This window comes from Candidatus Pantoea communis (genome assembly GCF_011752685.1).
In the GTDB taxonomy this organism is placed as follows: Bacteria; Pseudomonadota; Gammaproteobacteria; order Enterobacterales; family Enterobacteriaceae; genus Pantoea; species Pantoea communis.
In genome coordinates this window covers 1-26,682 of record NZ_VWXC01000015.1, presented here as the reverse complement: position 1 = coordinate 26,682, position 26,682 = coordinate 1, and the positions used below count along the sequence as shown (strand labels likewise).

At 51.6% G+C, this 26,682-nt stretch carries 28 protein-coding genes; 15 read left to right on the top strand and 13 right to left on the bottom strand.

Annotation, left to right across the window (positions count from 1 at the left end; genetic code table 11):
* Positions 1-37: 37 nt before the first annotated feature.
* Entirely contained in the window at positions 38-751 is a 714-nt protein-coding gene (bdcA, locus tag F3J37_RS18960) for an SDR family oxidoreductase (RefSeq protein ID WP_034827665.1), read from the bottom strand.
* A 77-nt stretch (positions 752-828) separates the two neighbouring features.
* On the opposite strand from bdcA, the gene F3J37_RS18955 reads away from it, so the two are divergent.
* On the top strand, positions 829-1,419 hold the full coding sequence (locus tag F3J37_RS18955; RefSeq protein WP_034827664.1) for a TetR/AcrR family transcriptional regulator: 591 nt from the start codon (positions 829-831) through the stop codon (positions 1,417-1,419).
* Between the two features lie 138 nt (positions 1,420-1,557).
* On the opposite strand, the gene F3J37_RS18950 is transcribed toward F3J37_RS18955, so the two are convergent.
* On the bottom strand, positions 1,558-2,325 hold the full coding sequence (locus F3J37_RS18950; RefSeq protein WP_034827663.1) for an AraC family transcriptional regulator: 768 nt from the start codon (positions 2,323-2,325) through the stop codon (positions 1,558-1,560).
* A gap of 105 nt (positions 2,326-2,430) precedes the next feature.
* Here F3J37_RS18950 and F3J37_RS18945 point away from each other — a divergent pair, with 105 nt between their 5' ends.
* The 7 genes from F3J37_RS18945 (at position 2,431) to F3J37_RS18910 (ending at position 5,904) form a co-directional block, all read left to right on the top strand.
* Positions 2,431-3,219 carry a sulfite exporter TauE/SafE family protein gene (locus F3J37_RS18945; RefSeq protein WP_034827662.1) on the top strand — a complete coding sequence of 263 codons (789 nt, stop codon included), beginning with the start codon at positions 2,431-2,433 and terminating at the stop codon, positions 3,217-3,219.
* 92 nt (positions 3,220-3,311) lie between these two features.
* Entirely contained in the window at positions 3,312-3,521 is a 210-nt protein-coding gene (locus F3J37_RS18940) for a hypothetical protein (protein WP_034827661.1), read from the top strand.
* 76 nt (positions 3,522-3,597) lie between these two features.
* Complete coding sequence (fos, locus tag F3J37_RS18930; protein WP_034827660.1) at positions 3,598-3,996, top strand: fosfomycin resistance glutathione transferase; 399 nt, start codon at positions 3,598-3,600, stop codon at positions 3,994-3,996.
* A gap of 413 nt (positions 3,997-4,409) precedes the next feature.
* Positions 4,410-4,685, top strand: coding sequence for a hypothetical protein (locus F3J37_RS18925; protein WP_034827659.1), 276 nt, complete (start codon positions 4,410-4,412; stop codon positions 4,683-4,685).
* Positions 4,686-4,897: 212 nt separating this feature from the next.
* Positions 4,898-5,143, top strand: coding sequence for a regulatory protein YcgZ (ycgZ, locus tag F3J37_RS18920; RefSeq protein ID WP_034827658.1), 246 nt, complete (start codon positions 4,898-4,900; stop codon positions 5,141-5,143).
* A 117-nt stretch (positions 5,144-5,260) separates the two neighbouring features.
* On the top strand, positions 5,261-5,581 hold the full coding sequence (locus tag F3J37_RS18915) for a hypothetical protein (protein WP_230599157.1): 321 nt from the start codon (positions 5,261-5,263) through the stop codon (positions 5,579-5,581).
* Between the two features lie 59 nt (positions 5,582-5,640).
* Positions 5,641-5,904: a biofilm development regulator YmgB/AriR family protein gene (locus tag F3J37_RS18910; RefSeq protein ID WP_034827656.1), complete on the top strand. Its 264-nt coding sequence runs from the start codon at positions 5,641-5,643 to the stop codon at positions 5,902-5,904.
* A gap of 27 nt (positions 5,905-5,931) precedes the next feature.
* Here F3J37_RS18910 and F3J37_RS18905 read toward each other — a convergent pair whose 3' ends face one another.
* Positions 5,932-6,132: a hypothetical protein gene (locus F3J37_RS18905; RefSeq protein WP_034827654.1), complete on the bottom strand. Its 201-nt coding sequence runs from the start codon at positions 6,130-6,132 to the stop codon at positions 5,932-5,934.
* 475 nt (positions 6,133-6,607) lie between these two features.
* On the opposite strand from F3J37_RS18905, the gene F3J37_RS18900 reads away from it, so the two are divergent.
* Positions 6,608-7,690 carry a class I SAM-dependent methyltransferase gene (locus F3J37_RS18900; protein WP_034827652.1) on the top strand — a complete coding sequence of 361 codons (1,083 nt, stop codon included), beginning with the start codon at positions 6,608-6,610 and terminating at the stop codon, positions 7,688-7,690.
* Positions 7,691-8,262: 572 nt separating this feature from the next.
* On the opposite strand, the gene F3J37_RS18895 is transcribed toward F3J37_RS18900, so the two are convergent.
* From F3J37_RS18895 to F3J37_RS18885, 3 genes are all read right to left on the bottom strand, one after another.
* Positions 8,263-8,661 carry an H-NS family histone-like protein gene (locus F3J37_RS18895; protein ID WP_034827650.1) on the bottom strand — a complete coding sequence of 133 codons (399 nt, stop codon included), beginning with the start codon at positions 8,659-8,661 and terminating at the stop codon, positions 8,263-8,265.
* 583 nt (positions 8,662-9,244) lie between these two features.
* Positions 9,245-10,510 (bottom strand): type II toxin-antitoxin system HipA family toxin, encoded by a 1,266-nt coding sequence (locus F3J37_RS18890; RefSeq protein ID WP_034827649.1) that lies wholly within the window; start codon positions 10,508-10,510, stop codon positions 9,245-9,247.
* On the bottom strand, positions 10,500-10,856 hold the full coding sequence (locus F3J37_RS18885) for a helix-turn-helix domain-containing protein (protein WP_034827648.1): 357 nt from the start codon (positions 10,854-10,856) through the stop codon (positions 10,500-10,502). Before F3J37_RS18885 ends, F3J37_RS18890 begins: the two co-directional genes overlap by 11 nt.
* A 438-nt stretch (positions 10,857-11,294) precedes the next feature.
* Here F3J37_RS18885 and F3J37_RS18880 point away from each other — a divergent pair, with 438 nt between their 5' ends.
* The 4 genes from F3J37_RS18880 to F3J37_RS18865 all read left to right on the top strand — a co-directional run bounded on the left by F3J37_RS18880 (position 11,295) and on the right by F3J37_RS18865 (position 15,864).
* On the top strand, positions 11,295-12,524 hold the full coding sequence (locus F3J37_RS18880) for an MFS transporter (protein WP_034827647.1): 1,230 nt from the start codon (positions 11,295-11,297) through the stop codon (positions 12,522-12,524).
* A gap of 27 nt (positions 12,525-12,551) precedes the next feature.
* Positions 12,552-13,616 (top strand): sugar phosphate isomerase/epimerase family protein, encoded by a 1,065-nt coding sequence (locus F3J37_RS18875; RefSeq protein WP_034827646.1) that lies wholly within the window; start codon positions 12,552-12,554, stop codon positions 13,614-13,616.
* Entirely contained in the window at positions 13,613-14,764 is a 1,152-nt protein-coding gene (locus F3J37_RS18870; RefSeq protein ID WP_034827645.1) for a Gfo/Idh/MocA family protein, read from the top strand. Before F3J37_RS18875 ends, F3J37_RS18870 begins: the two co-directional genes overlap by 4 nt.
* A gap of 119 nt (positions 14,765-14,883) precedes the next feature.
* Positions 14,884-15,864 (top strand): LacI family DNA-binding transcriptional regulator, encoded by a 981-nt coding sequence (locus F3J37_RS18865; protein ID WP_034827643.1) that lies wholly within the window; start codon positions 14,884-14,886, stop codon positions 15,862-15,864.
* 4 nt (positions 15,865-15,868) lie between these two features.
* On the opposite strand, the gene F3J37_RS18860 is transcribed toward F3J37_RS18865, so the two are convergent.
* From F3J37_RS18860 to F3J37_RS18840, 5 genes are all read right to left on the bottom strand, one after another.
* Positions 15,869-16,714 carry a sugar phosphate isomerase/epimerase family protein gene (locus F3J37_RS18860; protein ID WP_166935108.1) on the bottom strand — a complete coding sequence of 282 codons (846 nt, stop codon included), beginning with the start codon at positions 16,712-16,714 and terminating at the stop codon, positions 15,869-15,871.
* Between the two features lie 210 nt (positions 16,715-16,924).
* The gene (locus F3J37_RS18855; RefSeq protein WP_255464793.1) at positions 16,925-18,670 is read right to left on the bottom strand and encodes an ABC transporter ATP-binding protein; all 1,746 of its coding nucleotides are present in this window, start codon (positions 18,668-18,670) and stop codon (positions 16,925-16,927) included.
* Positions 18,667-20,382 carry an ABC transporter ATP-binding protein/permease gene (locus tag F3J37_RS18850; RefSeq protein WP_166935104.1) on the bottom strand — a complete coding sequence of 572 codons (1,716 nt, stop codon included), beginning with the start codon at positions 20,380-20,382 and terminating at the stop codon, positions 18,667-18,669. The genes F3J37_RS18855 and F3J37_RS18850 overlap by 4 nt, the downstream gene beginning before the upstream one ends.
* 46 nt (positions 20,383-20,428) lie before the next feature.
* Positions 20,429-21,526, bottom strand: a complete 1,098-nt coding sequence (locus F3J37_RS18845; protein WP_080748178.1) for an ABC transporter substrate-binding protein — start codon at positions 21,524-21,526, stop codon at positions 20,429-20,431.
* 15 nt (positions 21,527-21,541) lie between these two features.
* Positions 21,542-23,668: a TonB-dependent siderophore receptor gene (locus F3J37_RS18840; protein WP_052127512.1), complete on the bottom strand. Its 2,127-nt coding sequence runs from the start codon at positions 23,666-23,668 to the stop codon at positions 21,542-21,544.
* 343 nt (positions 23,669-24,011) lie between these two features.
* Between F3J37_RS18840 and F3J37_RS18835 the strand changes: the two genes are divergently transcribed.
* Positions 24,012-24,854 (top strand): helix-turn-helix transcriptional regulator, encoded by an 843-nt coding sequence (locus tag F3J37_RS18835; RefSeq protein ID WP_034827639.1) that lies wholly within the window; start codon positions 24,012-24,014, stop codon positions 24,852-24,854.
* A gap of 82 nt (positions 24,855-24,936) precedes the next feature.
* Here F3J37_RS18835 and F3J37_RS18830 read toward each other — a convergent pair whose 3' ends face one another.
* Together F3J37_RS18830 and F3J37_RS18825 are read right to left on the bottom strand one after the other, a co-directional pair.
* Positions 24,937-25,224 (bottom strand): DUF1330 domain-containing protein, encoded by a 288-nt coding sequence (locus F3J37_RS18830; RefSeq protein WP_034827637.1) that lies wholly within the window; start codon positions 25,222-25,224, stop codon positions 24,937-24,939.
* On the bottom strand, positions 25,224-25,904 hold the full coding sequence (locus F3J37_RS18825) for a GntR family transcriptional regulator (RefSeq protein WP_034827627.1): 681 nt from the start codon (positions 25,902-25,904) through the stop codon (positions 25,224-25,226). The genes F3J37_RS18830 and F3J37_RS18825 overlap by 1 nt, the downstream gene beginning before the upstream one ends.
* Positions 25,905-26,423: 519 nt before the next feature.
* Here F3J37_RS18825 and F3J37_RS18820 point away from each other — a divergent pair.
* Positions 26,424-26,682: amino acid synthesis family protein (locus F3J37_RS18820; protein WP_166935102.1), on the top strand; the 259-nt coding region annotated here is incomplete at its 3' end.

Here is a 26,682-nt window from a genome sequence, read left to right as displayed (position 1 = left end):
TAGTGGGGCAACCTGGCTCAAATTCATCGATGACATCTTACGCGCCAAATCCGCCATCAATTGTGTGCATAGCGCCTGTCACGAATGAAGCTTCCGGACCGGCAATCCAGGCAACCATTCCGGCCACTTCTTCAGGTTTACCGTGACGCTGAATGGCCATAAAACTGTGCATCAGCTCCTTCATCGGGCCGTCTGCCGGATTCATATCGGTGTCGACGGGACCCGGCTGGACGACATTCACCGTAATACCACGTGGTCCAAAGTCACGGGCCAGACCGCGCGCTAATCCCTGCAGGGCCGATTTGCTGACGGCATAGGCTGCGCCGCCTGGCATTGGCATCCGGTCTCCGTTGACGGAACCAATGACGATAATGCGACCGCCTTCTGGCATCTGACGGGCGGCTTCCACCGCAGCGTGATAAGGTGCGTGAATGTTGATGCGGAATAAGTGATCTATGGCATCGCTTTCCAGCTCTAACGCATCACCAAAAATTGCCACGCCCGCATTCACCACCAGCACATCCAGAGGCCCGGATTCGCGTACCAGCTTAGTCACGGCATCGCGATCGGCGCTATCCGCCTGAACCGCTTTACTGCCTGTGTCTTCCGCCAGTTTTTCTGCCACTTCGCGCGAGCCGGCGTAACTGAACACCACCGCAGCACCTTCGGAAGCAAAACGCCGCACGATGGCCGCGCCAATGCCCCGACTACCGCCCAACACCAATACCGATTTGTTAGTAAATACCGCCATTAGAGTGCCCTCAATTGTATTGTAGTGGTCATTACAATATTATTGAGTCAGTCAGGTTGTCAAAGGATTATGTAGTGATGACTACAAAAACTAGCCGTACGCCAGGCCGCCCACGCAAGTTTGATGCGGAACAGGCGGTATGCATTGCACAGAATTTGTTTCACTCGTGTGGTTACGACAAGGTGAGTGTGGGGGATTTGACCAAAGCCTTTGGCATCAATCCGCCCAGCTTTTATGCCGCCTTCGGCAGTAAACTCGGGCTTTATCGGCTGGTGCTTGATCGATATGCCCAAAATGGCGCTATCAGTTTCAAAGCGCTTTTGCGTCACGATCGCCCGGTGGCGGAGTGTCTCTCTGCGGTACTGGATGAAGCTGCAAGTCGCTATGCTGCCGATCCAGAAGCCACAGGATGTCTGGTGCTGGAAGGTATCCATAGCGATGATCTTTCTGCGCGCGAGGTGGCCTGCGGTTTTCATACAGCGGCCGAGAAGATGTTCCATGCCTATATTGCCGAGCGCTATCCAGAACAGGCCGTGCGAATAACGGATTTTATGGTGACGATCATGTCGGGCTTGTCAGCTCGCTCACGGCAGGGCGCGAGCGTGGAGCGTTTGCGGGAGACAGCGCGCCTGGCGGGTCAGATGCTGGTGCAATTACTTCCGGTTTGAGGCGGTCACTGCTGTTGTTGCTGACGCAGTTAAGAAATGAACTTCCATTTCTGCGTTCAAAGACGACTGGCGTAATAGCAGTAAAGCCCGTCCTCCAGGAACCGTGGTTTCTGGTAGAGATAACTAAGGGCTTATGTCTCAAAAGGGATGATAAAACGAAGGCGGCTGGCCGGTTACGCGGCGGAACATAGTCGCAAAAGACGAACCATTGTCATAACCCAGCGATAAAGCGACCTCATTCACCGACTTGCCCTTAATGAGCAAGGACAGCGCGCTGACCACACAGGCTCGCTGACGCCAGGCGGAGAAAGTCATACCGGTTTGCTGCAGGAAATGGCGGCGAAAGGTGCTGGCACTCATAAACATCATTTTTGCCCAGCGATCTGCAGGATCGTGGATGGAAGGGGCAAGCAGGAATGCCTGGCACAGCGCCAACAATGCGGGTTGTCGTGGCAGGGGGATATCGAATTCTCGCGCAGGCATCGCTCCCAGTTCGAGTAATAGCAAGTTGATCAGCGCGCATTCACGTTCACTGCCATAAAGCAGCGGCAAGTCCACTGCGTCCAGCAACAGCTGACGTAAAAGGGGCGATACGCTGATAACCTCGCAGCGAATGCGGTCACTTATCCGTGCTGCGCACGCAGGTGTGATGTACAGGCTTCGCGTCGTTACGCCGACAAATTTCACCGCATGAAGGGTTTCCGGCGGGATCCACACCGCATGCTGTGGCGGCACGACCCATTCTCCGTCCTGAGTTGATACATGCATCTGACCCGTTGCGCCATAAAGCAATTGGGCCCGGCGGTGCTGGTGGGGGGCCAGTACAAACCCCTGCGCATAGTCATTCCCCATCGCGACCACATCACGTTCTATCCAATCGACATCGTCAATGCTTGTGTTGCGCACGTTCACTCCTTATGACCGATTGGCAAGGGTAATTGAGCGTTGCTCAAATGGGAAGTGGGTCAGGTGAGCGTTAGGCTATGGCTTTATTTATAAGTGGGACGTCCCTTGAACGATATTCTCTTGATTGTGCTGGCTGGTTTTACCACTGGCGTGACTACGGTGCTGTTTGGTTTTGGTGGCGGCTTTGTCGTCGTGCCATTTGTTTATCAGTTGTTGCGTGGGCAGCCCGAAATGGCAGGCAATGCGATGCATATTGCCGTCGCCACCTCCACGGCGGTGATGATATTTAACGCTGGGTGGGTGAGCTATCGAAACTGGCGAGCGGGTGCCATCGCAGTACAGGCCTGTTTTCCCCTCATTTGGTTTATCGCTATAGGTGCGGTGGTCGGATCATGGCTGGCAGGACTGTTAAGCGAAGAGTGGGTTCGTTCACTGTTTACCCTTTATATGTTGATCACGATTGCTGATTGCCTGCTACGTAAAGGTTTCTTCAGTGGTAGCACGTCACGCCGGCTATCGAGGGCCACAGTGACAGGCGGCGGCATACTTATCGGTTCAATTGCTGCGATGTTGGGTGTGGGTGGAAGTGTCATGACGGTACCGTTATTGCGACGGCATGGCTATCCGATGCGGGAATGCATCAGCGTTGCCAATCCGCTTTCGCTGCCGGTAGCGCTGTGTGGCGCCATCACTTATGCCATCGGCGGCTGGCAAATAATTCCGGCAAGTGGTTTCCTCGGATTTATTAGTCTCAAAATTGTTATGTTGCTGGTGGTCACAGGGTTAATCGGCATTTTGGTTGCACAAAGATACATTCCCGCCGTGCCAGATGTCTGGCATGCGCGAATTTATGTGCTGTTATTGAGTGTTGTGCTTGTGTCAATGGTGCTTTAACGGGATTCATTTTTGCAATGAAATGAAGTTCGCCACTGTCCATGTTACTAATGGCGAGGTTGAATACCTTAACGTTCACGAAGGAGTCAGTCATGTCTGAGCAAAACAAATACGCGGAAGGAAAAGCCATTTGCAATGAGATCGGCGGCGCAGTGCTGGAAGTTCTGGGTAGAAAAAGCGAGTTTGCCGTTCAGTCGCTGATTGATGTCTTGCAGGAAGCGCAAAACGATGGTCATCACTATGATGCCGAGCGTGAGCAGGGCATGGAAATGGCGATAAGAATTCTGCAGAAGTTTGCTTAGCTACCCACGTGGCAGCCGCTTTCCATCTCATCGCCTGTGATAAATTAACCCTACAACTTCTTGTATTGAGTTCAATATGCTGACCGGTCTGAATCACATCACTCTAGCTGTAAGCAATGTCTCTGCGAGTTTCACCTTTTATGTTGAGACGCTGGGATTCACTCCCCGCGCACAATGGAAGAATGGCGCTTATCTCTCGATAGGTGAGCTTTGGCTGTGCCTCTCACTGGATGCCGTTTTCATCGGTAAAGATTACACGCACTATGCCTTCAGCATTGAAGATGAAGTGTTTGAAGCTTTTGCCGAAAGGCTGAAAGCTTCAGGCGTAAAAGAGTGGAAGGTCAACAAAAGTGAGGGCAAATCACTCTATTTCCTCGATCCGGACGGTCATAAGCTGGAACTTCATGCTGGTGATCTGGAAAGCAGATTAAATGCCTGCAGAGCACAACCGTATGAAGAGATGAAGTTTTACTGAGGAGAGAAGGCGCAGCACGGAGTCATTGCGTTTTGGCAGCGTCTCTGACGCCGGGGCATTCTCTGCCGCTACGGTTAACCAAAAACACCTGCATACGCGCCGAAAGAGCAGAGCCCGCAAAGCGCGATGGATAGTAATGATGCAGAAATTGCGTATTTATTCATAATTTACCCCCTGATAAATAAATGTAACCCTAGCCTGAGCCTGGCAGTGATTCATAGGATGTAAACCCTGCGAAGATCATTCAGATAAATCTCTTGGATGTTTGTCATTTCAGAGCTGGCGCGTATTGGTTTAAACAGGCTGGCATCACGAAGCCTGAGATCCCCGCCGCCTGGTTTATCGAAAATATCCCATCGGCTACAATAGATCCCGAGGACTCAGCGTAAGCCCGATTCTCAGGAGGTAAAACAATGGACAATTCAGACAAAATTTTAGGCGAGGCTGCTTATCAGATTCTTGCCCGCCGTGAAAAAATCAGTGTTATTCAATTAAATCAGGAACTGCATCGCATGGCCGACGAGGCTAATACGCCAGAGCGTAAACAAGCCGTTTTGGCTGCGATTAACTGGTTGAACGATTATCGGCAACCCTCGTCAGAAGATAAGCGCAGCAGCTCACCGTTACGGCGTCTGAGTGAAAGCTCGGACAGCATCACATTATTGCCAGTTGAAAATATTAAAAAGTAGCGAGAGTACTTAACTCAAATATTAAGATCCGCTCAAAATACTTGTCGTTACAGACGATTAAGATTTTTCTGTTTGGCAAAATCCCTCTCAGCTCATAGCACTTTTTGCAAAAAAATGGGCACCTGACATTGACTATATTTCTGTACAGATTTTGCAATAACTGTACAACTTTATCAGGCCATTTGCCTGACCCAACATGAGAGGGTTAACACATGCGTCAGAATGGATACACTCCGAACTCTTCAGAAGCTATTGCACAATATTTTAATAAAGCCTCTTTGCCTTCTCAGCAAGAAACTTTGGGTCAGATCGTGGTAGAAATCCTGCGAGAGGGCAAGAATCTGAACCGTAAATCCCTCTGCACCAAGTTACTTCGTCGTCTGGAAATTTCCTCCAACGCTGAAGAGGAACACCACTATCATCAGCTTATCGGACTGCTTTTCGAGCGGGATGAGTGATTCAGTATTCTGGCCTAAGTTGTACAACATTACCGTTCTGAATTTGCATGGTATGAGAATGAATCCTGGCTCCGTGACAGAAATTGCAATTTGCAGTCTGTTTACAGCAAAATTGCCATGCAGATGCCGTTATCAGAGAAGTATATGAATAGAAGTGAACACCAGCAGTTAGTCGATGAAATTCTCGGTGAAGCCACACTGGTTCTGCTCCAGCGAGCGGGGCCTGTTTCTTTCCGTGCACTCAACGAACAACTTCAGGTTATGGAAGACCAGTCAGATGATGCTGACAGGCGGCAATTGATCGCCCAGACCATTGTCGAGGTGAGAAAGAACATTGCCGAGGGAGAGCGGGCCAAACAACAACGAGCTGAGGGACTCAATTCAGTCCAGCACTTGTACACGGACTCGCATCACTCAGGTATTAACAGAAAGCACTGATTTTCACGTTGATTCTAATCGTGTTTAATCCATGACAACTCAAAGCTCGGAATCAAATCATGCATATTTCAGAAGACATTTTTTCTGCGCTTGCCGATCAGGAACTGGCTGAACGTTTCCGCAATGCGGGTCCGGGTTTGAAAGATGAGGCGACAGTTTTAGGTGTCATCATCCGTAATGTGCTGGCATCTGAAGGACAGATAACGAACAAAGCCATTATCATCAGTTTAATTCGAGCACTTGAATCCGCTCAGGATGATTCGGAAGCCCACATCTTGCGCCAGACCCTTGAAATTGTGGTGGGTGTCACTCCGGATGATTGATGCCTGATTTTCTATAGCGAGCATGAATCAGTGCATCATTTTAGAAAGTAAGCGGATAAGCGTTTCGTATTTCTCCTTTAAAACTGAATCCGCTTCATTATCTTTGAGTTTTTGCAGGGCTTGTGAAATCTCGTGGGCCTCTAAAGCTAAACCTTCCCGAATAAACGTTGACACAGTGCTCCCTAACAGTGCCAATATCTCTTGTGTGATCTGGCCATCATGCTTCACCGTAACTCCACGTTCTGTATAAAAATACAGTGTGGCATATCTGAACCCCTACCGATACCCTTAAATAATTGTGTTTCCAGCATTTCTTATTTTCAAAATTGAAATTTGACACCACACGCTATTGTAAATAAAGAGTTTACTGGTTAATTACGCTGGGCTTATAAAGTTTATTCTCAACGTCTCTCATTCATGCATTTCTTGCAAAAATCGTCACTCTCTTAAAGATTAATGGATGCCATCATTTGACCCATCTAAACCTCTTTCCACTATGAACTCACCTTTTCCCCGTTGCTTCATGACTCTGTTTTCAACAAACAGATCGGGTGAAGTGTTATAAATTTTATTTGTACGATGAATAATAATGATTATCATTTACAGGGTTAAGGCTTAAAATTGCACGCATCATTAGCAAAGCCAAATTTACCCCTACAAAGAATGTGATGAATTCACACCCCATTTGATCGTTGGAGTGGTTATGAATGGAGATAAAAGCGCGCATCAGGGCGTAGCGAACTCACAGACGGACAGCCATTTTTCGCCCGCTACTACTGCCTCATCAAAATATGAAGATTGGCAACGGGCAGGGCATCAGGCTGCGCATCGATTACCGACGCCTGAAATGATTGCTTCACTGGCTGCTTTCCAGACGGAGAGCGAGTCAATGGCACCGTTAATGATCTGGCAACTGCTGCATGAACTTTCTTTTATCTCCGCTGAAGGCTGGCTGATTGCAGATGCGCGCCAGCGAGCAGGGATTGCCGATTGTTTTCAGTTTATGCTGGAAAAATGGCACGACATTTTGGAGGAGGAAGGGATTGTGGAGCAGCACGATCAGCGCTGGTTTGCTGGCGATTGTGCCCCGAGTCTGCCTTCCATCGAACAGCGTATCGACGATGCAAAAATTCGTCTGCGTCGTTGTCTCGATTGGCACGTTGAGGGAGAGGCTTTCCTCAACACATTATTCGCAGACCAGCACTCACTGTGTGAGGTGATGCGCTATCCCGAGTTGGCATCCAGCCGATTATCACCGCACGAGAGCTGCCCCCTTTATCCAGCGATGCATCAAAAGAGCATGCTGGCGGATTACCTCGGCCAGATTACCGCCTCACTGCTACAAACGGCAATGCAGGGAAGTGATTGTCCAAAGGTGCTGGAAATTAACGCAAACACTGACCATGGTGACCTTCAACCATTGCGGGACTGGCCAGGTTGTCCATCGTCACAACACGATGCCGTACTGGCAATCGACGTGCTTCACACAACTCAAGGCCTCGATGCCATGCTCCAGGGCATCTGGCATGCATTAAAACCTGAAGGTGTACTGATTGTGGTGGAACCCACACAAGATTCCTCGCTGAGGTGGATAACTGCCGCTGCGGTGCTGCAGCAGGCAACAGAAGGGCATAATTTGCCGTTCACGTTATCTCTTTCGCGTGAAGCCTGGCTGCAGACATTTATGCACCACGGCTTTTGTCTGATGGGTGATTGGCCTCAGCCGGGTACGTCACTTTCGTTTGCTGGTCATCAAGTGTTTATAGTGCAGAAGCTGGTTGAATGAATGGTTAGTATGTTCGTGCTGCAATCAACCTCACTTCTGCCGCACATTGAGTCACATATCGCCCTTTATAAGGTTATCTGAGCGAGATATAGGCGCAAAAGCGCATCCCCACCAGGCACCCAGAAAATTTCTGTAAGAATAGGCATGATTGAAATATCGACGTGGATAAATAGGTGGCGAGGAGCGCGATGTGAGCGCATGCACAAAATAACGCCAGTCACGTCATGATCGGGTATTGAATCAATCTGCCCGCATCGCCATCAGTGTGAGGGTTTTATTAATATCAGTCTCGAATCGAATCGGGAATTTAACCTGATTTTAAGGCGAGCTAAACCTGAGTAAAGCAGAACAATGTCATGGCGGCGCATTCATTATTGTGCGTTGTTAAAGTAAGGGACGGGCGATTTGAGCATGACTATGACAATAGTTGATAGTTAACCCCGTCATTATCTTAATAAGGGGATTCCACGAAAGCGGGAGAGAGCGAAGATATCAATCAGTATTTACATTCTGGTGGGCGAAACACCCACCAAAAATGTTCGATAACTCAAATTTAAACGGGGAAAGCCCGATTAGATAAGAAAATCATCGAGAGATTTGCCGGCATCAACAGCAGCTTTAATCACAGCTGGCGTGCGACCCTGACCGGTCCAGTGCTTCTCAACGCCTTCTTCCATATATTTATATTTAGCCGGACGTGGAGCACGTTTAGCGCGAGTCTTACCGGTTGGCGTTAAGGCGCCCAGCAGTTCGTTCGGGTCAATGCCGTCCTGCAGCAGCAGTTCACGATATTTAGCCAGTTTCTCTTCTTTTTCACGCACGGCGGCTTCGCTGGCGTTGTTTTCTTCACGGCGCTCAGACACAACAACAGTGAATTTTTCCAGCATTTCTTCCAGATCGGCAAGCTGCACTTCACGTGCCTGCGCGCGAAGCGTACGGATATTGTTTAACGCTTTAAGTGAATCACTCATGAACTTCTCCTGAATATTTTGTCGCTGAACGAAATAAATTAAGTGGTGCAGTAGATAACAAATTAGGGAAGAGTATATCGATGTTACTCTCTTGGCAGAAGTACAACACATCAGATATCAAGAATAAAGCCCGCAAAGTGTCAATTTTTAGATATTTCTCAAAAATTCGGGGTGTGCCAGGCGTTGAGAAGTCGATAATTGCGCTATGAACTCTATTTTAACTATCAGTGATTTTAGCGTTTGGTTATATTTTTAAGTATGTCGACGCAGAAAAACTTATGTTACCCGGTCACAATGATTGTCAAGCCCACCTTTGGGAGGAAGCAAACGTTAATGGCTACTTAATTAATGACCGGATAAAGCGTTCACTCGTGCAGATAACCTCACGATGCGTCACTGCTAATCATCTTAACGGTTTACAAGATAGCTATGATGGATAGGGGCTCAATTTTGCGTGGTGAGAGGTTACTCGTGTAAATTTCTGGCAGTGAATATCAAGCAAGCTAGATGTTTATATGCGTGTAAAAGCGCAATCATGAATCCATGGAGCGGTCAGATTGATGTCATTCCGCATCCTACGCTGTTAAAGCGCTCTAAGATTGGCTTGTATTTGCGCATCGATTGCTTTGATGACCGTAGCCGGAATCATATCTCCCAATGCGTTGGCGGTGTGAACAAATGTCCGGGCAACATCACTGACTTCCTCAATAATAAGATTCAGGTTTTTCTCGCTAATATCCACAGACTTGGCAGCCTTAAGCAATGCATTGCGAGAGATACTGCTGCCATAACCCACTACAGATGACTGGTGCTGGCCACCCGGACCGCTCTGAAAGGTCAGGTCGTACGCCGGTGAGACTTGCCACTCTTTATTTTCATTGAGTGTGAAAGCGAAATTCTTCGCGTGATCATCCTGGTTGTTCATGATGACGTTAAATACCATACGACGGGCCTGAACCTCACGCTGTTTTACTGAACGTGTCACCATCGCAGTTGCACGCAGAATATCGCTGTAATCAAGGCACGGCAGCCGAAAATCAGCTTGTAGCACTCCAGCCATGCTCAGAGTAGGGATCCGCATGCCATTGATACGATCAAAGCGTTTGACGCCAAAAGCGGACAAGCCATTCCCCAAGGCAAACCAGTGGCTTTCCGGAAAATCAATACCTGACATCCGTGCCATACGTGCATAGACTTCCTCCAGCGCACACACCCAGGATTCTTCCTGTGCGGCAGGGAATTTAATTAACCAGGGCTCGCAGCCTTCTGCAGGGTAAGAGCTCATCCTACCGCTGGCAGGATTAAACTCCAGCAACGCTTTAGGACGTGCTCCATGTGGTGAACCGCCCAGACGTACCAGTTCGGGTAATATATCGGAATCCAGGCCAGCCACTTCCACCTGAATTTCCCGCGCAAGAACAATCAAATCATCAATATTTTGCGCATTTCCTTGCTGGCCTGGCATATCTAATACCGGACGGTAGGTCAATCCACCCATGAAGTTGCTGCCCAGCACTGCCAGCCGATCAAGTATGGACAAACGTGCGGGTTCGATACTGTTACGGCGTAACAGGCGATCCATCAATAAACGTCCCCAACCGTCGGGGAGCGAATCCGCGATAAAGCCCGGTATGCCTTCCTGATGACGTTCAAAATTTGCGTATGTTGTGTTAGCAAGTGGATGTAGCAGCGGCGAAAACTCAATGCCATGCTGAAGACTTTGCTCGGAATATTCGAACAGCCACTCGCCACGCTGCCTGCCTGCCGCCAGCACGCCCATGCTCCATTGTTCTCCCCAGCCTTCATACATGACTTCCAGGCGCTGAAGAGCCGAAAAACTAGGATTCATGGTTAAGGGGTCCTTGTTTGGAAGATGAAAGGGTTGATTTTTTTGAACTACGCTTCGTTGCTCTTTGCCGGCCTGGGGCGTTGAGCGCTTCAACCTGCGCAATGCTTAATGCGGGTGGCGCAAACAAATTCATCATTTCTCTTTCAAGACGAAGTGCAAACACGACCTTCATAAAGTTTTCAAGCGTCACTTTACCGTTATTTTCCAGCTTTTTCAGTGCGGAAACTGAAATCCCGGCGTTATCAGCCAATTCTTTCTGCAGCATATTGCGCTTAAGGCGATATGCTTTGAGACGCAGCCCAAGTTCAGCAATCATCTCAGATTCAGAGAAGAGGTTAAGAGACATTTTAAAACCTCCTGGCGTCATAAAATAAGATTATGAGCTCATTATAAGGCTTTTAAAGTAAAAATTGTAGCGCGAGTTGGTTAAAGGTGTTTATAAGGTCTTTTAATGGCTAAAACCTTGTTTAAGGGTGTTTAAAGTCACTATTAAAGTAGCCCGCTACTCTTCAGCTACACAAAAAAACGAGTTAAGGCATAAACTGCTCAGATCAAACCCTGACCTGTTTTGCGCCTGGAGTTGCTCGAGTGTTTTAAAAAACCAAAAAAACTCATCATTAAGCGGCTCAGTCCTAATAGGGTCTACGCCATCTCCCACACCAGCCATCAATCCTCACGTTCCCCCTAAGTAAAAATTTGTGATCAGCCACGAGGATTTCCATTTTGTAATCGATTACTTTTATTTTCTCGCATTTTGTAATCGATTACTTTTTGGGGGTTGGAAATGGTTGCTGCGACACAAGGCACCGCGCAAGACCAGGCAATGCAGCGCATGCTGGTCCCACGGCTGTCACTGATGATGTTTCTTCAGTTCTTTATCTGGGGCAGTTGGTCGGTCACGCTGGGATTGGTGATGACGCAGCACAACATGTCCTTGCTGATTGGCGATGCTTTCTCGGCGGGCCCGATTGCTTCCATTCTTTCGCCGTTTGTTCTCGGCATGCTGGTGGACCGATTTTTCCCTTCACAAAAAGTGCTGGCGGTGATGCATCTGGCCGGTGCAGTGATTTTGTGGTTTGTGCCTCAGGCGATGATCGCCGAGAACGGCGCGCTGCTGATCGGCTTACTGTTTGGCTACACGCTGTGCTACATGCCCACGCTGGCACTGACCAATAATATTGCCTTCCACAGTCTCGCCAGCAGTGAAAAGAGTTTCCCGGTAGTGCGCGTGTTCGGCACCATTGGCTGGATCATCGCCGGTCTCTTTATCGGATTTACCGGTATCGCCTCCAGCGTCAGCGTCTTCACGGTGGCGGCGATTTGTTCCGTGGTGCTGGCGCTCTACAGCCTCACGCTGCCGCATACGCCCGCACCCGCTAAAGGTATGCCATTCAGACCGCGCGATCTGTTCTGTGCTGATGCGTTTGCCCTGCTGAAAATCCGTCACTTCTTCATTTTTTCGCTCTGTGCCACGCTGATTTCCATTCCGCTGGGCACTTACTACGCCTACACCGCTTCCTGGCTGGCCGACGCCGGTGTTGAAAACGTCAGCTCACTGATGTCCTTCGGCCAGATGTCTGAAATCTTCTTCATGCTGGTGATTCCGCTGCTGTTTCGCCGACTGGGCGTGAAATACATGCTGCTGGTCGGCATGTGCGCCTGGTTTGTGCGTTATGCGCTGTTTGCCATGGGCATGGGCGAGGAGGGACGCGCGCTGATTTGGCTGGGGATTCTGCTGCACGGCGTCTGTTACGACTTCTTCTTTGTCGTCGGCTTCATCTACACCGATCGCATTGCGGGAGACAAAGTCAAAGGACAAGCGCAGAGCATGATTGTGATGTTCACCTACGGCATTGGCATGCTGTTGGGATCGCAGATTTCAGGTGCGCTGTATAACCACTTGGTCGCGGGTCAGGTATCGGCTGCCAGTTGGGGCATGTTCTGGTGGATTCCGGCGATCGCGGCTGCCGTGATTGCCCTGTTGTTTATGTTCACATTTAAGTATCGCGATTGAGTTTTTGTTGTTACTGGAGGTGGTTTTTTGAAAACGTTAAAAGGTCCGGGCATTTTCCTTTCACAGTTTATCGGCGCTGATGCCCCGTTCAATTCACTGGAAGGATTGGCGAAATGGGCATCCGCTTTGGGATTTCAGGCATTGCAGATCCCGTGCAATCACCCGGCGATATTTGATCTGCAACGCGCAGCCACCAGCCAGACTTACTGCGATGAAGTGCTGGGATTGCTGAAGCAGTATGGCCTCAGCATCAGCGAATTATCGACGCATCTGGAAGGGCAGTTGATTGCCGTGCATCCAGCGCATGATGCCGCTTTCGATAATTTTTCACCGGCACACCTACGCGGCAAGCGGGAAGCGCGCACGGCCTGGGCGATCGAGCAGGTTAAACATGCCGCCGCCGCCTCCAGCAAGCTGGGGCTGACTGCCCATGCCACCTTCTCCGGCTCGCTCGCCTGGCCCTATGTCTATCCGTGGCCGCCGCACAACCCGCAATTACTCGACGAAGCATTTAAGGAACTCGCCCGTCGCTGGCAGCCGGTGCTGGATGTTTATGATCAACATGGCGTGGATGTGTGTTACGAATTACACCCAGGCGAGGACCTGCACGATGGCGCCACCTTTGAGCGTTTTCTTGAACAGGTAAAGCACCATCCTCGTTGCAATATCCTGTTTGATCCCAGCCATCTGCATCTTCAGCACATTGATTACCTGCAGTTCATCGATATCTATCATTCGCGTATCAAAGCTTTCCACGTCAAAGATGCGGAGTATCAGCGCAATGGCCGCAGCGGGGTGTATGGCGGCTATCAAAACTGGATCGATCGCGCCGGGCGTTTCCGTTCGCCAGGCGACGGGCAGATTGATTTCAAAAGCATCTTCAGCAAACTGGCGCAGTACGATTTCAACGGCTGGGCGGTACTGGAGTGGGAATGCTGCCTGAAAGATGCGGAAACCGGTGCGAGGGAAGGGGCTGAATTCATTCAACGTCACATCATTCCGGTCGCCAGCCGTGCCTTTGATGATTTTGCCGCGCAGGATGACAGCGGCAGTATCAGGGCGCAGCTCGGACTCAGGGAGGAACCTAAATGATTAATGTCGGGATTATCGGCAGCGGATTTATCGGCCCCGCGCACATTGAGGCTCTAAGGCGCCTTGGCAATATTAATGTTGTGGCACTGTGCGACTCCACGCTGGAGAAAGCACAAGCACAGGCGGCGCAATTACACGTGCCGCACGCCTATGGTGACGTTGTCACCTTTTTGCAGCATCCAGACCTGCATGCTGTGCACAATTGCACGCCCAATCACCTTCATGCCGACATTAATAAGCAGGTTTTACTTGCCGGTAAACACCTGTTCTCGGAAAAACCACTTTGCATGACGATGGGCGAAGCGCGTGAATTAGTGGCACTGGCAGAACAGGCTGGCGTGGTCAACGGGGTCAGCTTCGTGTACCGACAGTTTGCCATGGTCCAGCAAGCCGCGAGCATGGTGCGCAGCGGCGAAACGGGCCGCACCTTTGCCGTTCAGGGCAGCTACCTACAAGACTGGATGCTGGAAGAGACGGATTACAACTGGCGTGTGGAGGCCGACAAGGGCGGTGCATCGCGTGCGGTAGCGGATATCGGTTCTCACTGGTGCGACACCATACAGTTTGTTACTGGCCGCAAGATAGTGGCGGTGATGGCCGACCTCGCCATCGTCTGGCCAACCCGCAAAGCCAATCTAACCGGGCAGGCCACCTTCAGCGCGCAGACGCAGCGGGCCCAGTATCAGGATTGTCCGGTGAATACGGAAGATCTGGGCTTTGTGCTGCTGCGTTTCGATGATGGCAGTAAAGGCTGTTTGAGCGTGTCACAAGTGGCGGCGGGGCGCAAAAATCGCCTTTATCTGGAGGTGAGCGGCAGCCAGGCCTCGCTGGCGTGGGATCAGGAAGTGCCACAACAGTTGTGGGTCGGTCATCGCCATCAGGCCAACCAAACCCTGACGGACGATGCAACATTGATGAACCGCGATGTTGCCGCCCGTGCCCGTTTTCCCGGCGGGCACATCGAAGGCTGGCCCGATGCATTTCGCGCCATGATGCAGCAGTTTTATCAGGCGGTGGAGAAGGGTGAGATGCCGGCGCAAGATGAACGACACTTTGCTGACTTCAGCGACGGCGCGCAGGTGATGGCCATCGTTGAGGCAATCGTAAAAAGCCATCGCGATCAACGCTGGGTCGGCGTCACCATTTGATACACAGGCGCGTTCCGGCGCGCCTGATCTTCCGCATTAGCCACCCTGCCTAACTTATTGTCATGCGTCGATTTATGGTAGCCTGCAATTCAGAAACTGACGCAGGAAGTTGAGTCATCATGTCCATTCAGAAAATCGCGAAGCTGGCCGGTGTTTCCGTGGCCACGGTGTCACGCGTGCTTAATAACAGTGACACCGTAAAGGATAAAAACCGGGATAAGGTGCTGGAAGCCATTAAAGTCAGCAACTACCAGCCAAATCTGTTAGCCCGTCAGCTGCGCACCGCGCGGAGCTCCATGGTGCTGGTGCTGGTTTCTGATATCTCCAACCCGTTTTGCGCTGAAATTGTGAAAGGTATCGAAGAGCAGGCCGAGCAGAATGGTTATCGCATTCTGCTGTGTAACTCCGGATCGGACATCAATCGCTCCCGCTCAAGTCTGCAACTGCTGGCAGGCAAAATGGTCGATGGGGTGATCACCATGGATGCCTTCACCACGCTGACTGAACTGACGCAGCTGATCGGCAACATGCCCTGGGTGCAGTGTGCCGAATACGCCGATGCAGGTGACATCTCCTGTGTGGGCATCGATGATGTCCATGCTTCGCGCCAGCTGGTGGCGCATCTGGTGGCCAGCGGACGCAAACGCATTGCCCTGATCAATCATGATTTGAGCTACAAGTACGCCCAACTGCGTCAGCAGGGCTATCAGCAGGAGCTGAAACAGTGCGGTCTGTCATGGCAGGCGGTGAGTTACGCGAGTGAGCTGAGTTTTAACGCTGGCAAGCGCGCGATGGAAGCGTTACTCAGCGCAGATACACAGCCTGATGCGGTATTTGCCGTCTCCGACACACTGGCGGCCGGGGCGATGGCCGCCATCCAGGCCGCGGGACATCAGGTGCCACAAGATATCGCCGTTGCAGGCTTTGACGGGTCGGAACTGGCTGAAATGATCTCTCCGCCTCTGACCACCATCGCGCAGCCATCGCGCGATATCGGGCGGACCGCGTTCAGCCTGCTGCTGCAGAAGATAGACGATCCGCAATCGCCAACTGAACGCGTTATGATGGACTGGCGCCTGATTGTGCGCGCCAGTGCCTGATTGCTTAATGCGGCAGTTTTTCCAGCGCCGCACGCAGATTCTGATGTGAAGTGGTGATGATGCTCCAGGCATCCTTCGGCTTGTCGTGCTCAATGATAAACCACTTCACGCCGCTGGCTTTGGCGGCAGGCAGAATGGTTTTCCAGTCCAGCAAGCCTTCGCCCAGCGGCGCAAAATTCATCTCATCGTCGCGGATACCAATCGACGCATTATCCTTGGCGTGAATCGCATAGATTCGTCCCGGATACTCTTTCAAAATGCGCGCCGGATCCTGACCGCCGCGTGAAACCCACGCCGCGTCCATCTCCAGTTTGAGGTTTTCTGCCCGTGAATGATTGAAGATGATCTCAAGCGCGGTCACGCCATCGTACTTTTTCATCTCGAAATTATGATTGTGGTAAGCGAGCTGCATGCCGTCTTTACGCAGTTTCGCGCCGAGTTTATCCAGGCGTTGCGCATAGGCTATCCATGCTTTGGTGCTGTCCGGGCGATCTTCCGGTTTGATCCACGGAACCACGATGGTGTGATTACCCACCGCTTTATTGAACGCCACGGTCTGTGCGTAGTCGCTCTCCAGTGCCGTTAATTGCACGTGGGATGAGGTTACCGTCAGGTGATTTTTATCCAGCAAGGATTTCAGCTCTTTGGCTGCCAGACCCTGCGTGCCTACCAGTTCAACGTGCTCAAACCCCGCTTTATGGGCCATGGCGAACTGTTCTGCCGGGGTGCCGACGTTACGTAAAGTGTACATCTGCAGCCCAATTTCATCTTCAACGCCCGCTGCTGACGCCTGCGAGGGCACAGCACTCAACATGGATAATATCCCAGCCAAAACCATCAATTTTTTCATCTTAATTCAGCTCCTTATCATAAGTAATCGATTACAAATTAACTTAAAGTAATCGATTACAAAATTATGCGTGCCGATTTTGTGATCTGTGTTCAAATTATGGGGTGATCAAATTCAAAGAGAATGGTGACGCCCGATTTTGAGGCGCCACCAGGGTCATCTTGATGGTGTATGTGCTACTGAACCTTACAGCACGCGATAGGCGAGTGCTTACTTTGTATGTGGATTCACCAGCAATGCTGAAAGAGATGTGCCTTCAGCGGTTAACGCACCAAAGCTGCCCGCTGCTGCGATTCGACCGTTGGCGAGCAGCAGAATGCGTTCGGCGGATTTCAGCATCGGGATACGATGCGCGATCATAATAAGGGTGCGGGTTTTGGGAAGAGACTCAAGGGCGGCAAGGATAAGGCGCTCATTTTCGCCATCTAAACCGGCAGAAACTTCATCTAGTATTATCACCGGAGAGTCACTGACTAAAGCTCGTGCCAAAGCGATACGCTGACGCTGGCCTCCCGACAAGTTTTCGCCTCCTTTAGTGCAGATGGGGCGATAGCCCTGTGGCAATTTGCAGATGAATTCATTCGCACAGGCGGATTTCGCTGCCTGTTCAATCTGGCTAAAGGTGGCATCGGGGCGGCCCAGGCGAATGTTGTTCTCAATAGTATCGTTAAACAGCCAACTCTCCTGCGATACCCAGGCAATCTGCTGTCGCAACGTCTTCAGGCTAAATGCCGACAGATCTGTGCCATTGAGTGAAAGCGTACCTGATGTTGGATCGTAGAATCGCAACAATAAATAGGCGAGGGTAGTCTTACCGCTGCCTGACATACCCGCGATGGCCACTCTTTCTCCCGGTTCAATGGTGAAGCTCAGGTTATTCAGCACTGGGGTATCGCTTTGCGGGTAACAAAAACTGACGTTGTTAAATTGCAGTCGATGCCCCTGAGGATTTATTGACGCCAGGCCGTCATGAACCTGTTCAGGAAGCTGCTGAAGTAAAAAGATGCGCTCGGCACTGGCTCTCAATGCGCCCCATTGCCCGCCGACCTGCAAAACTTCCAGCAGAGGAACGATTGCCGCGGCGCCGATACTGAGGATAAACGGCAGCCAGGCGAGCGACAGTCCTGCGTCATGAGAGGAGTTAAGACTGGCCACAAGCAGTGCAATCAGTGAAAGCGCCATCAGGCCATCCCGCAATCCCTGCTCCAGTCCGTTACGCGCCCCGTATTTGCGTTGTGCGTTGTTTAATCTGGCGTTGGCCTGCTGCAACGTCATGCTGTAGCGACCTTCAGCACCAAACATCTGAATGTCTTTCCAGCCCTGTGCGAGTTCGGCAATATGGCTGTTTAACACGCTTTTGCTTTCTGCGACGGCTTTTCCCTGTTTTTTCGCCCATCGTGCAGAGAACAACGGCGCCAGGACAATCATCAACACACAAGGCAAAAAAATCACGCACAGCCAGGGGCTCACGAACAGCAATATTACCAGGGCAATCCCAGGCATCAGAAACGCGGTGAGGTAGTCCACCAGCATGTGCGCATAAAAACGCTCCATCAGCTCGGCATCGCTGGTGGCTATAGCCGCGATGTCCCCCATACGTTGCTGATGTGAACGTCCAGGCGAAGCGCGTGCGATGCCATCAAAGATGCTCATTTGCAGCGTTTCAATCAGTGCGAAGGCCAGGTCATGTGATAACCACGCCAGAGCCCAGTGGGCCAGTGCGGTTAGCACCACGCAGAAGGCCAGAACAGCAGCGAAGAACCCCAGTGTATCGGGCGATGAACCGCTGAGCACCAGGGTGCAGATCCAGCCCGCGATAATCATGCAGGTGAAGGTTGTGCATTGCGCCACGATCCCTGCTGCCAGTGTGGAGAAGAGCCGAGACTGATGTGCCCTGAGGGGCGAAAGCAGCGCTCGCCAAAGTGATGGGGCAACGGGAGGCGTGTTGGTGTTCAAAGGATTGTCTCCTGCGATTGAAGCAGCGAAGCGTAATAGCCGTTTTCAAACCTCAGACGGGCGGGTGAACCCTGTTCGATGATGTCACCGTCCTGCAGCACCACGATGTGATCGGCTTGCGCAATGGTGTTCAGCCGATGTGCAATGCTAATGAGTGTGCAATGACCGCTGAGTGATGAGATGACCCGTTGGATGGCTGCCTCGTTGACCACATCAAGATTCGAGGTGATTTCATCCAGAATGAGAATGGGGGACTGTTTGAGTAACGCGCGCGCGATAGCCAGTCGTTGCCGCTGCCCGCCGGACAACAGCCCGCCATTTTCCCCCACCAGTGTATTCAGGCGCTGAGGCAGTGATTGAACCCACTCTGCCAGTTGCGCCTGCTGCAATGCCTGCCAGATTTCCGCTTCAGTGACGTCAGGGCGGCCCAGCCGTAAATTTTCAGCCAGGGTGCCGTCAATCAAGAAAACCTGCTGCGACACCCAGCTGATACGACGGCGAAATGCGGCAATCGAAAGCTCACTGATCGGCTCATCCCCCAAAAAAATCGCGCCTGATTGCGGTGCGATAAATCGGGTGATCAGCTGAAACAGCGTGCTCTTGCCCGACCCTGAAGGTCCGATAAAGGCGGTGTGGCGATTCTCTGCAATGGTCAGCGTCAGGTTGTTGAAAAGCGGCTGATGCTGACCTGGCCAGCGATAAGTGATCGCCTCTAAATGCAGTGTGTTGCCAGCCGGCATCGGGTGGGGAAAGTCAGGGTCGTGGAGGGTGGCAGTGGAGGCGGCCAATTCCTGCATTGCCGGGCGCATCTCCTGCGCGGCCCACAAGGTATGGAATACCGTTTCCAGTTGAAGGATAGGGCGAAACGCCTCCCAGGTGATAAACAGCGTCATTAGCAACAGGGCGGGATCCACAGTACCCTGCATGGTGCGCCAGGCGTTGATGATAAGAAGCCCGGAAGTACCGAATAGCGATACGAAGCGAGTGATACCGCCACGCATCATCGTCACTCGCAGGGTTGTCATGGATTCGCGGCGGAGTGATGCCGCGTGGTCTGCTATTTTGGCGCGAAAGCGTGGCACAGCATTACAGGCTTTCAGTGTCAGCATGCCGCGTAGCGCATCCATTAAATCCTCTGCAAAGTGCTGCATGGCGGCAAACACACCCACAATATGCCGACGTTGCTGACGCATAAACAGATGATCCATCACCGGGCAGGTCACCAAAAAGAGCAGCAATATGGCGCCTGAGAGCAGGTCGAAACTGGCCAGGGTGATCACCGTGACGGCACCGCTGAGTAAAGCCAGTAGCAGTGCGGGCAGATAGCGGCTGTAAAATCCTTCCATCACTTCCACGCCCTCAACCAGCGTGGCCTGTAATTTTGCCGCTGAATGGTGTTGCATGATATCAAAGCCAGGTGTCAGCAGAGGGCGAAACAGCTGCAGACGCAAACGGGTGCGCACATTTGCAGCTAACTGCTCGGTTTGCATGGCCCTGAAACCCATCAACACGGCCCTGAGCAGTGCATTTCCCGTCAGCATCACAATCAGCGTCATAAGCGTATTCGATGTGGATGCGTTCAGCCCGATGATCAATTGCGTGAACAGCAGTGCCTGTAGCAGGTAGCTTACGGTAATCAACACGCCTGACAGCAGGTTGAGTATTAGCGCAGGAAGGATCTGCGCCGTCAGAAGCTTCGAGGGTGATTTCATCGTGGTTTCCCCGAGGGCAGCGCCAAACAGCGCTGCCCTGCAGTGCTTATTGCGCAGGCAGTGCCGTCCAGAATGTGCCCTTTAGCGGCACCGACAACCACTTGCTGGTTACGGTGTTTAGCGTCGCCTCAGGGTGCACATCAGCAAACAGCGCGGGATGAAACATTTTCGCCATGGCCTCGATCCCGACGAAATAGAGCGGGCTGTCGAAGAAGAATAACCAGACGCCACCCGTAAGCCCGGCTTTCACCGCCGGTAAATGGGCGATTTCTGGCGCGGTCAGGAGGTGCTGACTGCTCTGGGCGACCTGCATTGCATCGGCTCCGGTGCCGATTTGTAATCCGTCGCGGCTCACGGCGGAGCCACCGCCCATCAGATAAAAATCAGGGTTACGTGACAGGATGTATTCCGGGTTCAGTTTGCCGATCGGCGCGCTCAGCATGTCGGCGCCAATGTTATGTCCCCCTGCCGCAGCAATGAAGTCGCTCATATTGCTGGGTCCCGAGGTAAAGCAGCAATCGCCTTTACCCGGATTGAGATGGAAAAATACCGAGGGACGCGTGCTGACATTCGCCAGGCGTTTTGCAACCTCATCCATATGCTGTTGCCAGAACGCGATCACCTGATCGGCCTGTGCCTCCTGACCGAGTAACTGACCGAGCATCTTCAGGCTTGGCATGGTGTTCACCAGCGGTTTGCGGAAGAAATCAACAAACACATAGGGGATGTGGGCCGCATCCAGAGCATCGAGTCCCGGTGGAATCGGTCCATACAGGGTGAAGATCACCAGATCCGGTTTAGCCGCGATTGTCGCCTCCATTGAAAAGGTACCGCTGTTCATGGTGCCCAGCACCGGTATGTGGCTGGCCGCGGGATACTGTTTTTTTATCGCCTCCCAGGTGGCAGGTGAGTAGCGCTGGAGATCGTCTCCCCAGCCCACCAGATTATGGAAAGGATCTTTCTCCAGCAGCGCCAGCGTAATGATGTGGCGATTCTCTCCCAGCACCACGCGTTTTGCTGGTCCAGGCAGAGTCACTTTACGCTGCAGCATATCGGTGACCGTAATCGCTGCCCACGCTGAAGAAGCACTGCACATCAGGCAGAGTGCGCACAGCCACATTATCAGGTTGGATTTTCTCATCATGATGTTTTCCTTAACTTACCAGCGATAGGACAGGGTGGCGCTTAACGAGCGGTCATAACCCGTGGTGCAGGTGGTGGTTGAGCAACTGACCCAATAATGTTTGTTAAGCAGGTTATTGGCGTTGAGCGCCACATTCAGTCCATGGAGTTGGGCATTGATCTGTCCCAAATCGTAGTGAATGGCGGCATCAACCAGGGTGTAGTCCGGTACTTTGATGGTGTTGTTGGTGTCAGCCCAGGTCGAGCCCACATAGTGCACACCTGCACCTAAGCCCAGTGAAGCCAGCGGGCCACTCGCAACGGTGTAATTGCTCCAGAGAGAGGCCATATGCTCGGGCATGGCGGTGGGCGTTTTGCCCTGTGCACCGGCCACCGTGGTCTTGCTGGTCTCAAGATTGTTCCAGCTGTAACTGGCAATCAGTTTCCAGTCGTCGGTGAGGTTGGCGGTGGCTGAGGCTTCGATCCCTTTCGAGGTAACCTGTCCGGTCTGAATTTTGTTCAACGAATTGTCGGGATCGGTGGTCTGCACGTTATCCTGCGTCAGGTCGAACCATGCCAGCGTAAACAGTGCATCGAACTGCTCTGGCTGATATTTCACACCGACTTCCCACTGTTTGCCGGTGGTGGGTTTGTAGGCGTCACCATAGAAATTGGTGCCCAGCACTGGCGCAAATGAGGTGGCATAACTGACATAAGGTGCTACCCCGATATCCGTTATCCAGCTTAAGCCTGCCCGCCACGTAAAGCGCTGATCGTCCTGCGAAGTGTAAGTGTCGTTGAGACGGTTTTTGGTGTTCACCGAAGCCCAGTCCTGACGCGCAGAGAGGTCGAGGTTCAGATGCTGGAACAACGCGAGGCTGTTAGAGAGGTAAACGCCGGTTTCGTTAGCATTCTGCTGCGTGCTGGTATAGGGCGAGGTCGTCGGGAAGCGACCATTGCCGGTCGGCTGGTAAATATCAATGCTGCTGGCCCGGCCATAGTTCAGATAGTAATCCTCCCCGGTGTGGCGGAAAGACACGCCCGCAACACTGGAACCGTGCACGGGCCCTGCATCCCAATCGGTCTTGAGGTTGTTATCAGTGGCGAAGACTTTCCCTTTAATACCGAACTCATAGGCCACGCGATTCAGCGTGCGCATGTCCGCCGCCAGCGACGCGCCTGAAAGCGTTTGCGTCATCAGGTCGGTTTCGGTGTAGCGGCTGGCAGAATGGAAGGTCCAGCGATCGCCAAAATGGTGGTCCAGTTCGTAACCCAGATTGCTCTGGGTCATATGGTTATCGAGATTGGTCCCATCAAGATAACTGTTGCGGTTGACCTGCCCGTTAGGGTTGCTGAGTAAGGCGCCATACAGCGGCAGGTAAGGGCGTGGGGGGCCAAATTTATTGCGGCTAACCGAGGCCAATACGGTCAATGAGGTGTCTGCATCGGGGCGCCAGGTCAAGGAAGGCGCCAGGTACAGGGTGTCATCCGGGACGTTGTTGAACTGGGTATTGCTGTCACGCCCCACACCCACCACGCGATAGAGCAGTGTTTTATCATCGTTAAGCGGCCCGGAGGTGTCGAACTGGCCCTGCATGCGGCCATGACTGCCGGTCTGAATGGCCACTTCATGCTGTGCATTTAACGTGGGACGCTTGCTGATGGCGTTGATAATACCGCCTGGCGATCCTGCGCCGTAAAGGAAACCATTGGGGCCACGCAGCACGTCCAGTTGTTCCAATCCGTAAGGTTCGTAGCGTACGTAGGACTGCTGAGTGGTGGATCGCAATCCATCCAGCAAGGTCCCGTTCAGTGTTGAATCAAAACCACGGATGTTGAAGTAGTCAAAGCGGGACGAGATCGCAGAGGTTGAGGCATACACTCCCGGTGTGTATTGCAGGGCCTGGGTGGTGCTCTGCACGTTACGATCGTCCATTTCGCTGCGGGTGATCACCGATACTGACTGGGGCGTGGCGAGAATGGATTCATTGGTGCGGCTCCCCGTTGTGCTGGTCTGTGCAACATAGCCTTTTTCTGGTGCCGTTTTGCTGTCTGCCGTGACTTGCAAGGTATCTTCTGCCAGCGCGCAATGGGCATTAATTAACAGCGCCAGGCAGGTAAGGGGCGTGGTCCAGCGCGCCCAATTTTTATTATTGTTTTCCAAGGTATTCTCCACAATAGAAGCGACTTTTTTGTCGACTAAAAGTGTGTCAGTGAGAATGTGGGCAGACAATCAGCAACACTTTCGCTTGCCGAACTCTTTCTTTAGAAAAACATGCAAAATGAAACTTCCCGGTGTGGCCGGGAAGTTTATTTAGGATCTGTGCTGATTCTGCTGCCAGTAGACGGTTTGCGTTTCGATATACCCATGGACAGGCATTTACAAAACGCTTACATTGAGAATGATAATCAATATCACTCATCTCACGGTAGGGTCAAAGATGGATTCTCAGAAGCTTTCCGCCAGAAAAGGCAAACTTAGTCAGGGAGGTGATGGCGGAGTACAGATGTTGTTGCGAGGTGATATTTCACTCGCCAGCGGCAGCGTTAACCCGCAGCGGGCGATCTGGCAGGATGAACAGCTGTTTGTGGGTCTGAAAATCATCATCATCGAAAGTGGTGAACTGTTGTGCCGTTTTCCTCAGCAAGCAGAGCGGCATATCAAAGGTCCGGCACTCTGTGCTGTCTGGAGTCAGGATTTAGCGCACGCAAGTCAATGCTTACTGCCTGGCGCTGATTTGAATTACACCGCCGTGAATATCTCTACGCACTCGTTGAGCCAGCATCTTTGCGCCGAGTCCATCAACACACTGACTGCAGGCATGCAGCTCGATTTGTCCGCAAATCCTGGTATGCGTATTCAGGCAACGCCAAAGTGCCTGAGTGGACTGAGAGCGCAACTGTTTACCAACCCACTGCAAGGTGTCGCACGACAGCTGTACATGACGGGCAAAGCGCTGGAGATCGTTGCTCACACGCTGGATAGTTTGGTCAGTGAAGACAGGACGTTGCAGCAATCAACATTACGCCTAAGCGCCTGCGATATTGCCCGGCTGCATGATGTGAAAAACTTGCTCGCTGAGCACATCGACTCACCTCCCTCCATTCGTGATCTCAGCGCTAAAGTTGGCCTGAACACGCGTAAACTCACCGCCGGGTTCCGACGCCTGTTTAATCAGAGCATCTTCGGCTATTTGCAAACGCTGCGACTCGAAACCGCCTGGCGTATGTTGTCGACGGGGGAAGCCAGCGTCTCTTCAGTGGCCTATCAGGTCGGTTATTCGCCCGCCCATTTCTCCGTCGCTTTCCGCAAAAAATATGGCTTTGCACCTAAGGATATGCGGGGCTGAAACGGGGCAGAGCGATCTGATTGCTTAGCTTTTTAAACTGAGGTATTGAGCGGCAAATCAACCCTGGGGAGTAGGTCCAATTCTACGCCAGCCCATCCACAATGGTAATCATGGCCGTTGCCACGTTCTCACGCTGCTTTTTGGCTAACTGATACTCGTCAGAATGATAGCAGTCCAGCGCCGTTTGATAATCGGGGAATTCAATGATCACATGCTTCTTAAATTCATCACCCTCAAGTGAGGTGGCATTTTCACCGCGGGCAATAAACTTCGCCTGATATTTTTTAAACGCAAGCGGTGCCAGCTCAATATAATTCTGGTACTGCTGTGCATCCTCAATATTGACGTGGGCGATCCAATAAGCAGACATTATTTTTCCTCAGCAGTCAGTATAGATTTAGCCAGCGTGGCCGCTTCTGAAAGATGCTGTTTGACGGCCTCTTTCGCGTGTTCGGCATTGTTCTCTTCAATCGCTTCATAAATTCGCGACATACGCTCAAAACCCGCCACCTGACGCTCCGGACTGCGCAGGGTCAGTTCGCGCAGTCGACTAATACGACTATTCAGGCGCTGGACGATTTCCCACGCAATATGATGTTTTGCAATGGAAAAGAGTGCTTCATAAAAGGCCTGAGACGCTTCAACGCGTTCAATATCATCATGATCGTGCGAGGCTTTAGCAATGCGCAGGAGTTTCTTGTGCAGATTCTTTTTATCACTGCTAGTGGCTAATTTTGCGCAATCCTTCGCCGCTTCGGATTCCAGCAGGATACGAATATCGTAAATCTGCTCGGCCACTTCCCAGGTTAATATCGCCACAATCGGGCCTTTTTTCGGCAGGTTTTCAATTAAACCTTCCGCTTCCAGATAGCGAATGACTTCGCGCACCACGGTACGGCTTACACCTAATTCATCACACAGTGAGCGTTCAACCAAACGGTCTCCAGCTTTAAAGTATCCCGAGATAATGGCCTGACGAACTTTAGCCAACGCCAGTTCACGTAACGTCACCGGCGTATTTTCAATTTTTAGGGAATGACTCGCATCCATAATCGTCTCTTCGTTGAAATTTAAAAATTCAGCCTGAAGTCAATGTCATGTCCTGCAAGCGTTTTAACTATTAGCACTGTTTCCGTTCTGAAAGCAACGCCGCCTTTACTCTCTTTGCTACCACCGCCTATCGACTTCTCACCGACCCGCCCGTTGAAATCAGCGTTAGCTCACAGTTTCATCATGCGGTCTGAGCACGAAATAAAAATATCCTTGAGGAATAATCAAAATCTCGTGAATTCATGCCGTTATGAAACGACTGCCCTCATAATTCGTGTGATTTTTATGAACTCAATCACACTCATCCCGCTTCTCAAACCGCCGGTGACACATTGCCTTTTTGATCCCCATCCCCCCAGTCATGGCGGGGTTTTGCGTCGCTTAAGCATAGCAAAAACGCCGGAAAAATTTAATACCGTATGATGGTATACCAACTTTTGACATGCCAGAAATCTCAGTGTTATATCACTCCCCGACACACCAGATTAACAAACCGTTAACTTGAATGAGGTTCTGACCATGCATCCAGATATACGCAAGACGTTCGTTACCACCGAGACCATTTACTCCGACGGCGGCAAAGCGGCGACGACACCGCTGGTGATGATTGCGGCGGCTGCCGTGGTGAAGAATCCGTGGGCAGGTGAGGGGTTCGTGGAAGATCTCGCCCCTAAGATTCGTGAAATGGCACCCGTGTTGGGCGAGTTACTGACCGGGTTAATCGTGAAAGAAGCGGGCGGCGGTGACAAGGTTGTGGCTTATGGCAAAAGCGCCGTCG

Coding starts and splice junctions, on each gene's coding strand:
- ycgZ (WP_034827658.1), top strand. CDS start 4,898: ATGCGTCAGAATGGATACACTCCGAACTCTTCAGAAGCTATTGCACAA.
- F3J37_RS18955 (WP_034827664.1), top strand. CDS start 829: ATGACTACAAAAACTAGCCGTACGCCAGGCCGCCCACGCAAGTTTGAT.
- F3J37_RS18900 (WP_034827652.1), top strand. CDS start 6,608: ATGAATGGAGATAAAAGCGCGCATCAGGGCGTAGCGAACTCACAGACG.
- fos (WP_034827660.1), top strand. CDS start 3,598: ATGCTGACCGGTCTGAATCACATCACTCTAGCTGTAAGCAATGTCTCT.
- F3J37_RS18910 (WP_034827656.1), top strand. CDS start 5,641: ATGCATATTTCAGAAGACATTTTTTCTGCGCTTGCCGATCAGGAACTG.
- F3J37_RS18915 (WP_230599157.1), top strand. CDS start 5,261: ATGCAGATGCCGTTATCAGAGAAGTATATGAATAGAAGTGAACACCAG.
- bdcA (WP_034827665.1), bottom strand. CDS start 751: ATGGCGGTATTTACTAACAAATCGGTATTGGTGTTGGGCGGTAGTCGG.
- F3J37_RS18925 (WP_034827659.1), top strand. CDS start 4,410: ATGGACAATTCAGACAAAATTTTAGGCGAGGCTGCTTATCAGATTCTT.
- F3J37_RS18835 (WP_034827639.1), top strand. CDS start 24,012: ATGTTGTTGCGAGGTGATATTTCACTCGCCAGCGGCAGCGTTAACCCG.
- F3J37_RS18860 (WP_166935108.1), bottom strand. CDS start 16,714: ATGAAAAAATTGATGGTTTTGGCTGGGATATTATCCATGTTGAGTGCT.
- F3J37_RS18845 (WP_080748178.1), bottom strand. CDS start 21,526: ATGATGAGAAAATCCAACCTGATAATGTGGCTGTGCGCACTCTGCCTG.
- F3J37_RS18885 (WP_034827648.1), bottom strand. CDS start 10,856: ATGTCTCTTAACCTCTTCTCTGAATCTGAGATGATTGCTGAACTTGGG.
- F3J37_RS18865 (WP_034827643.1), top strand. CDS start 14,884: ATGTCCATTCAGAAAATCGCGAAGCTGGCCGGTGTTTCCGTGGCCACG.
- F3J37_RS18825 (WP_034827627.1), bottom strand. CDS start 25,904: ATGGATGCGAGTCATTCCCTAAAAATTGAAAATACGCCGGTGACGTTA.
- F3J37_RS18850 (WP_166935104.1), bottom strand. CDS start 20,382: ATGAAATCACCCTCGAAGCTTCTGACGGCGCAGATCCTTCCTGCGCTA.
- F3J37_RS18830 (WP_034827637.1), bottom strand. CDS start 25,224: ATGTCTGCTTATTGGATCGCCCACGTCAATATTGAGGATGCACAGCAG.
- F3J37_RS18870 (WP_034827645.1), top strand. CDS start 13,613: ATGATTAATGTCGGGATTATCGGCAGCGGATTTATCGGCCCCGCGCAC.
- F3J37_RS18890 (WP_034827649.1), bottom strand. CDS start 10,510: ATGAATCCTAGTTTTTCGGCTCTTCAGCGCCTGGAAGTCATGTATGAA.
- F3J37_RS18895 (WP_034827650.1), bottom strand. CDS start 8,661: ATGAGTGATTCACTTAAAGCGTTAAACAATATCCGTACGCTTCGCGCG.
- F3J37_RS18880 (WP_034827647.1), top strand. CDS start 11,295: ATGGTTGCTGCGACACAAGGCACCGCGCAAGACCAGGCAATGCAGCGC.
- F3J37_RS18940 (WP_034827661.1), top strand. CDS start 3,312: ATGTCTGAGCAAAACAAATACGCGGAAGGAAAAGCCATTTGCAATGAG.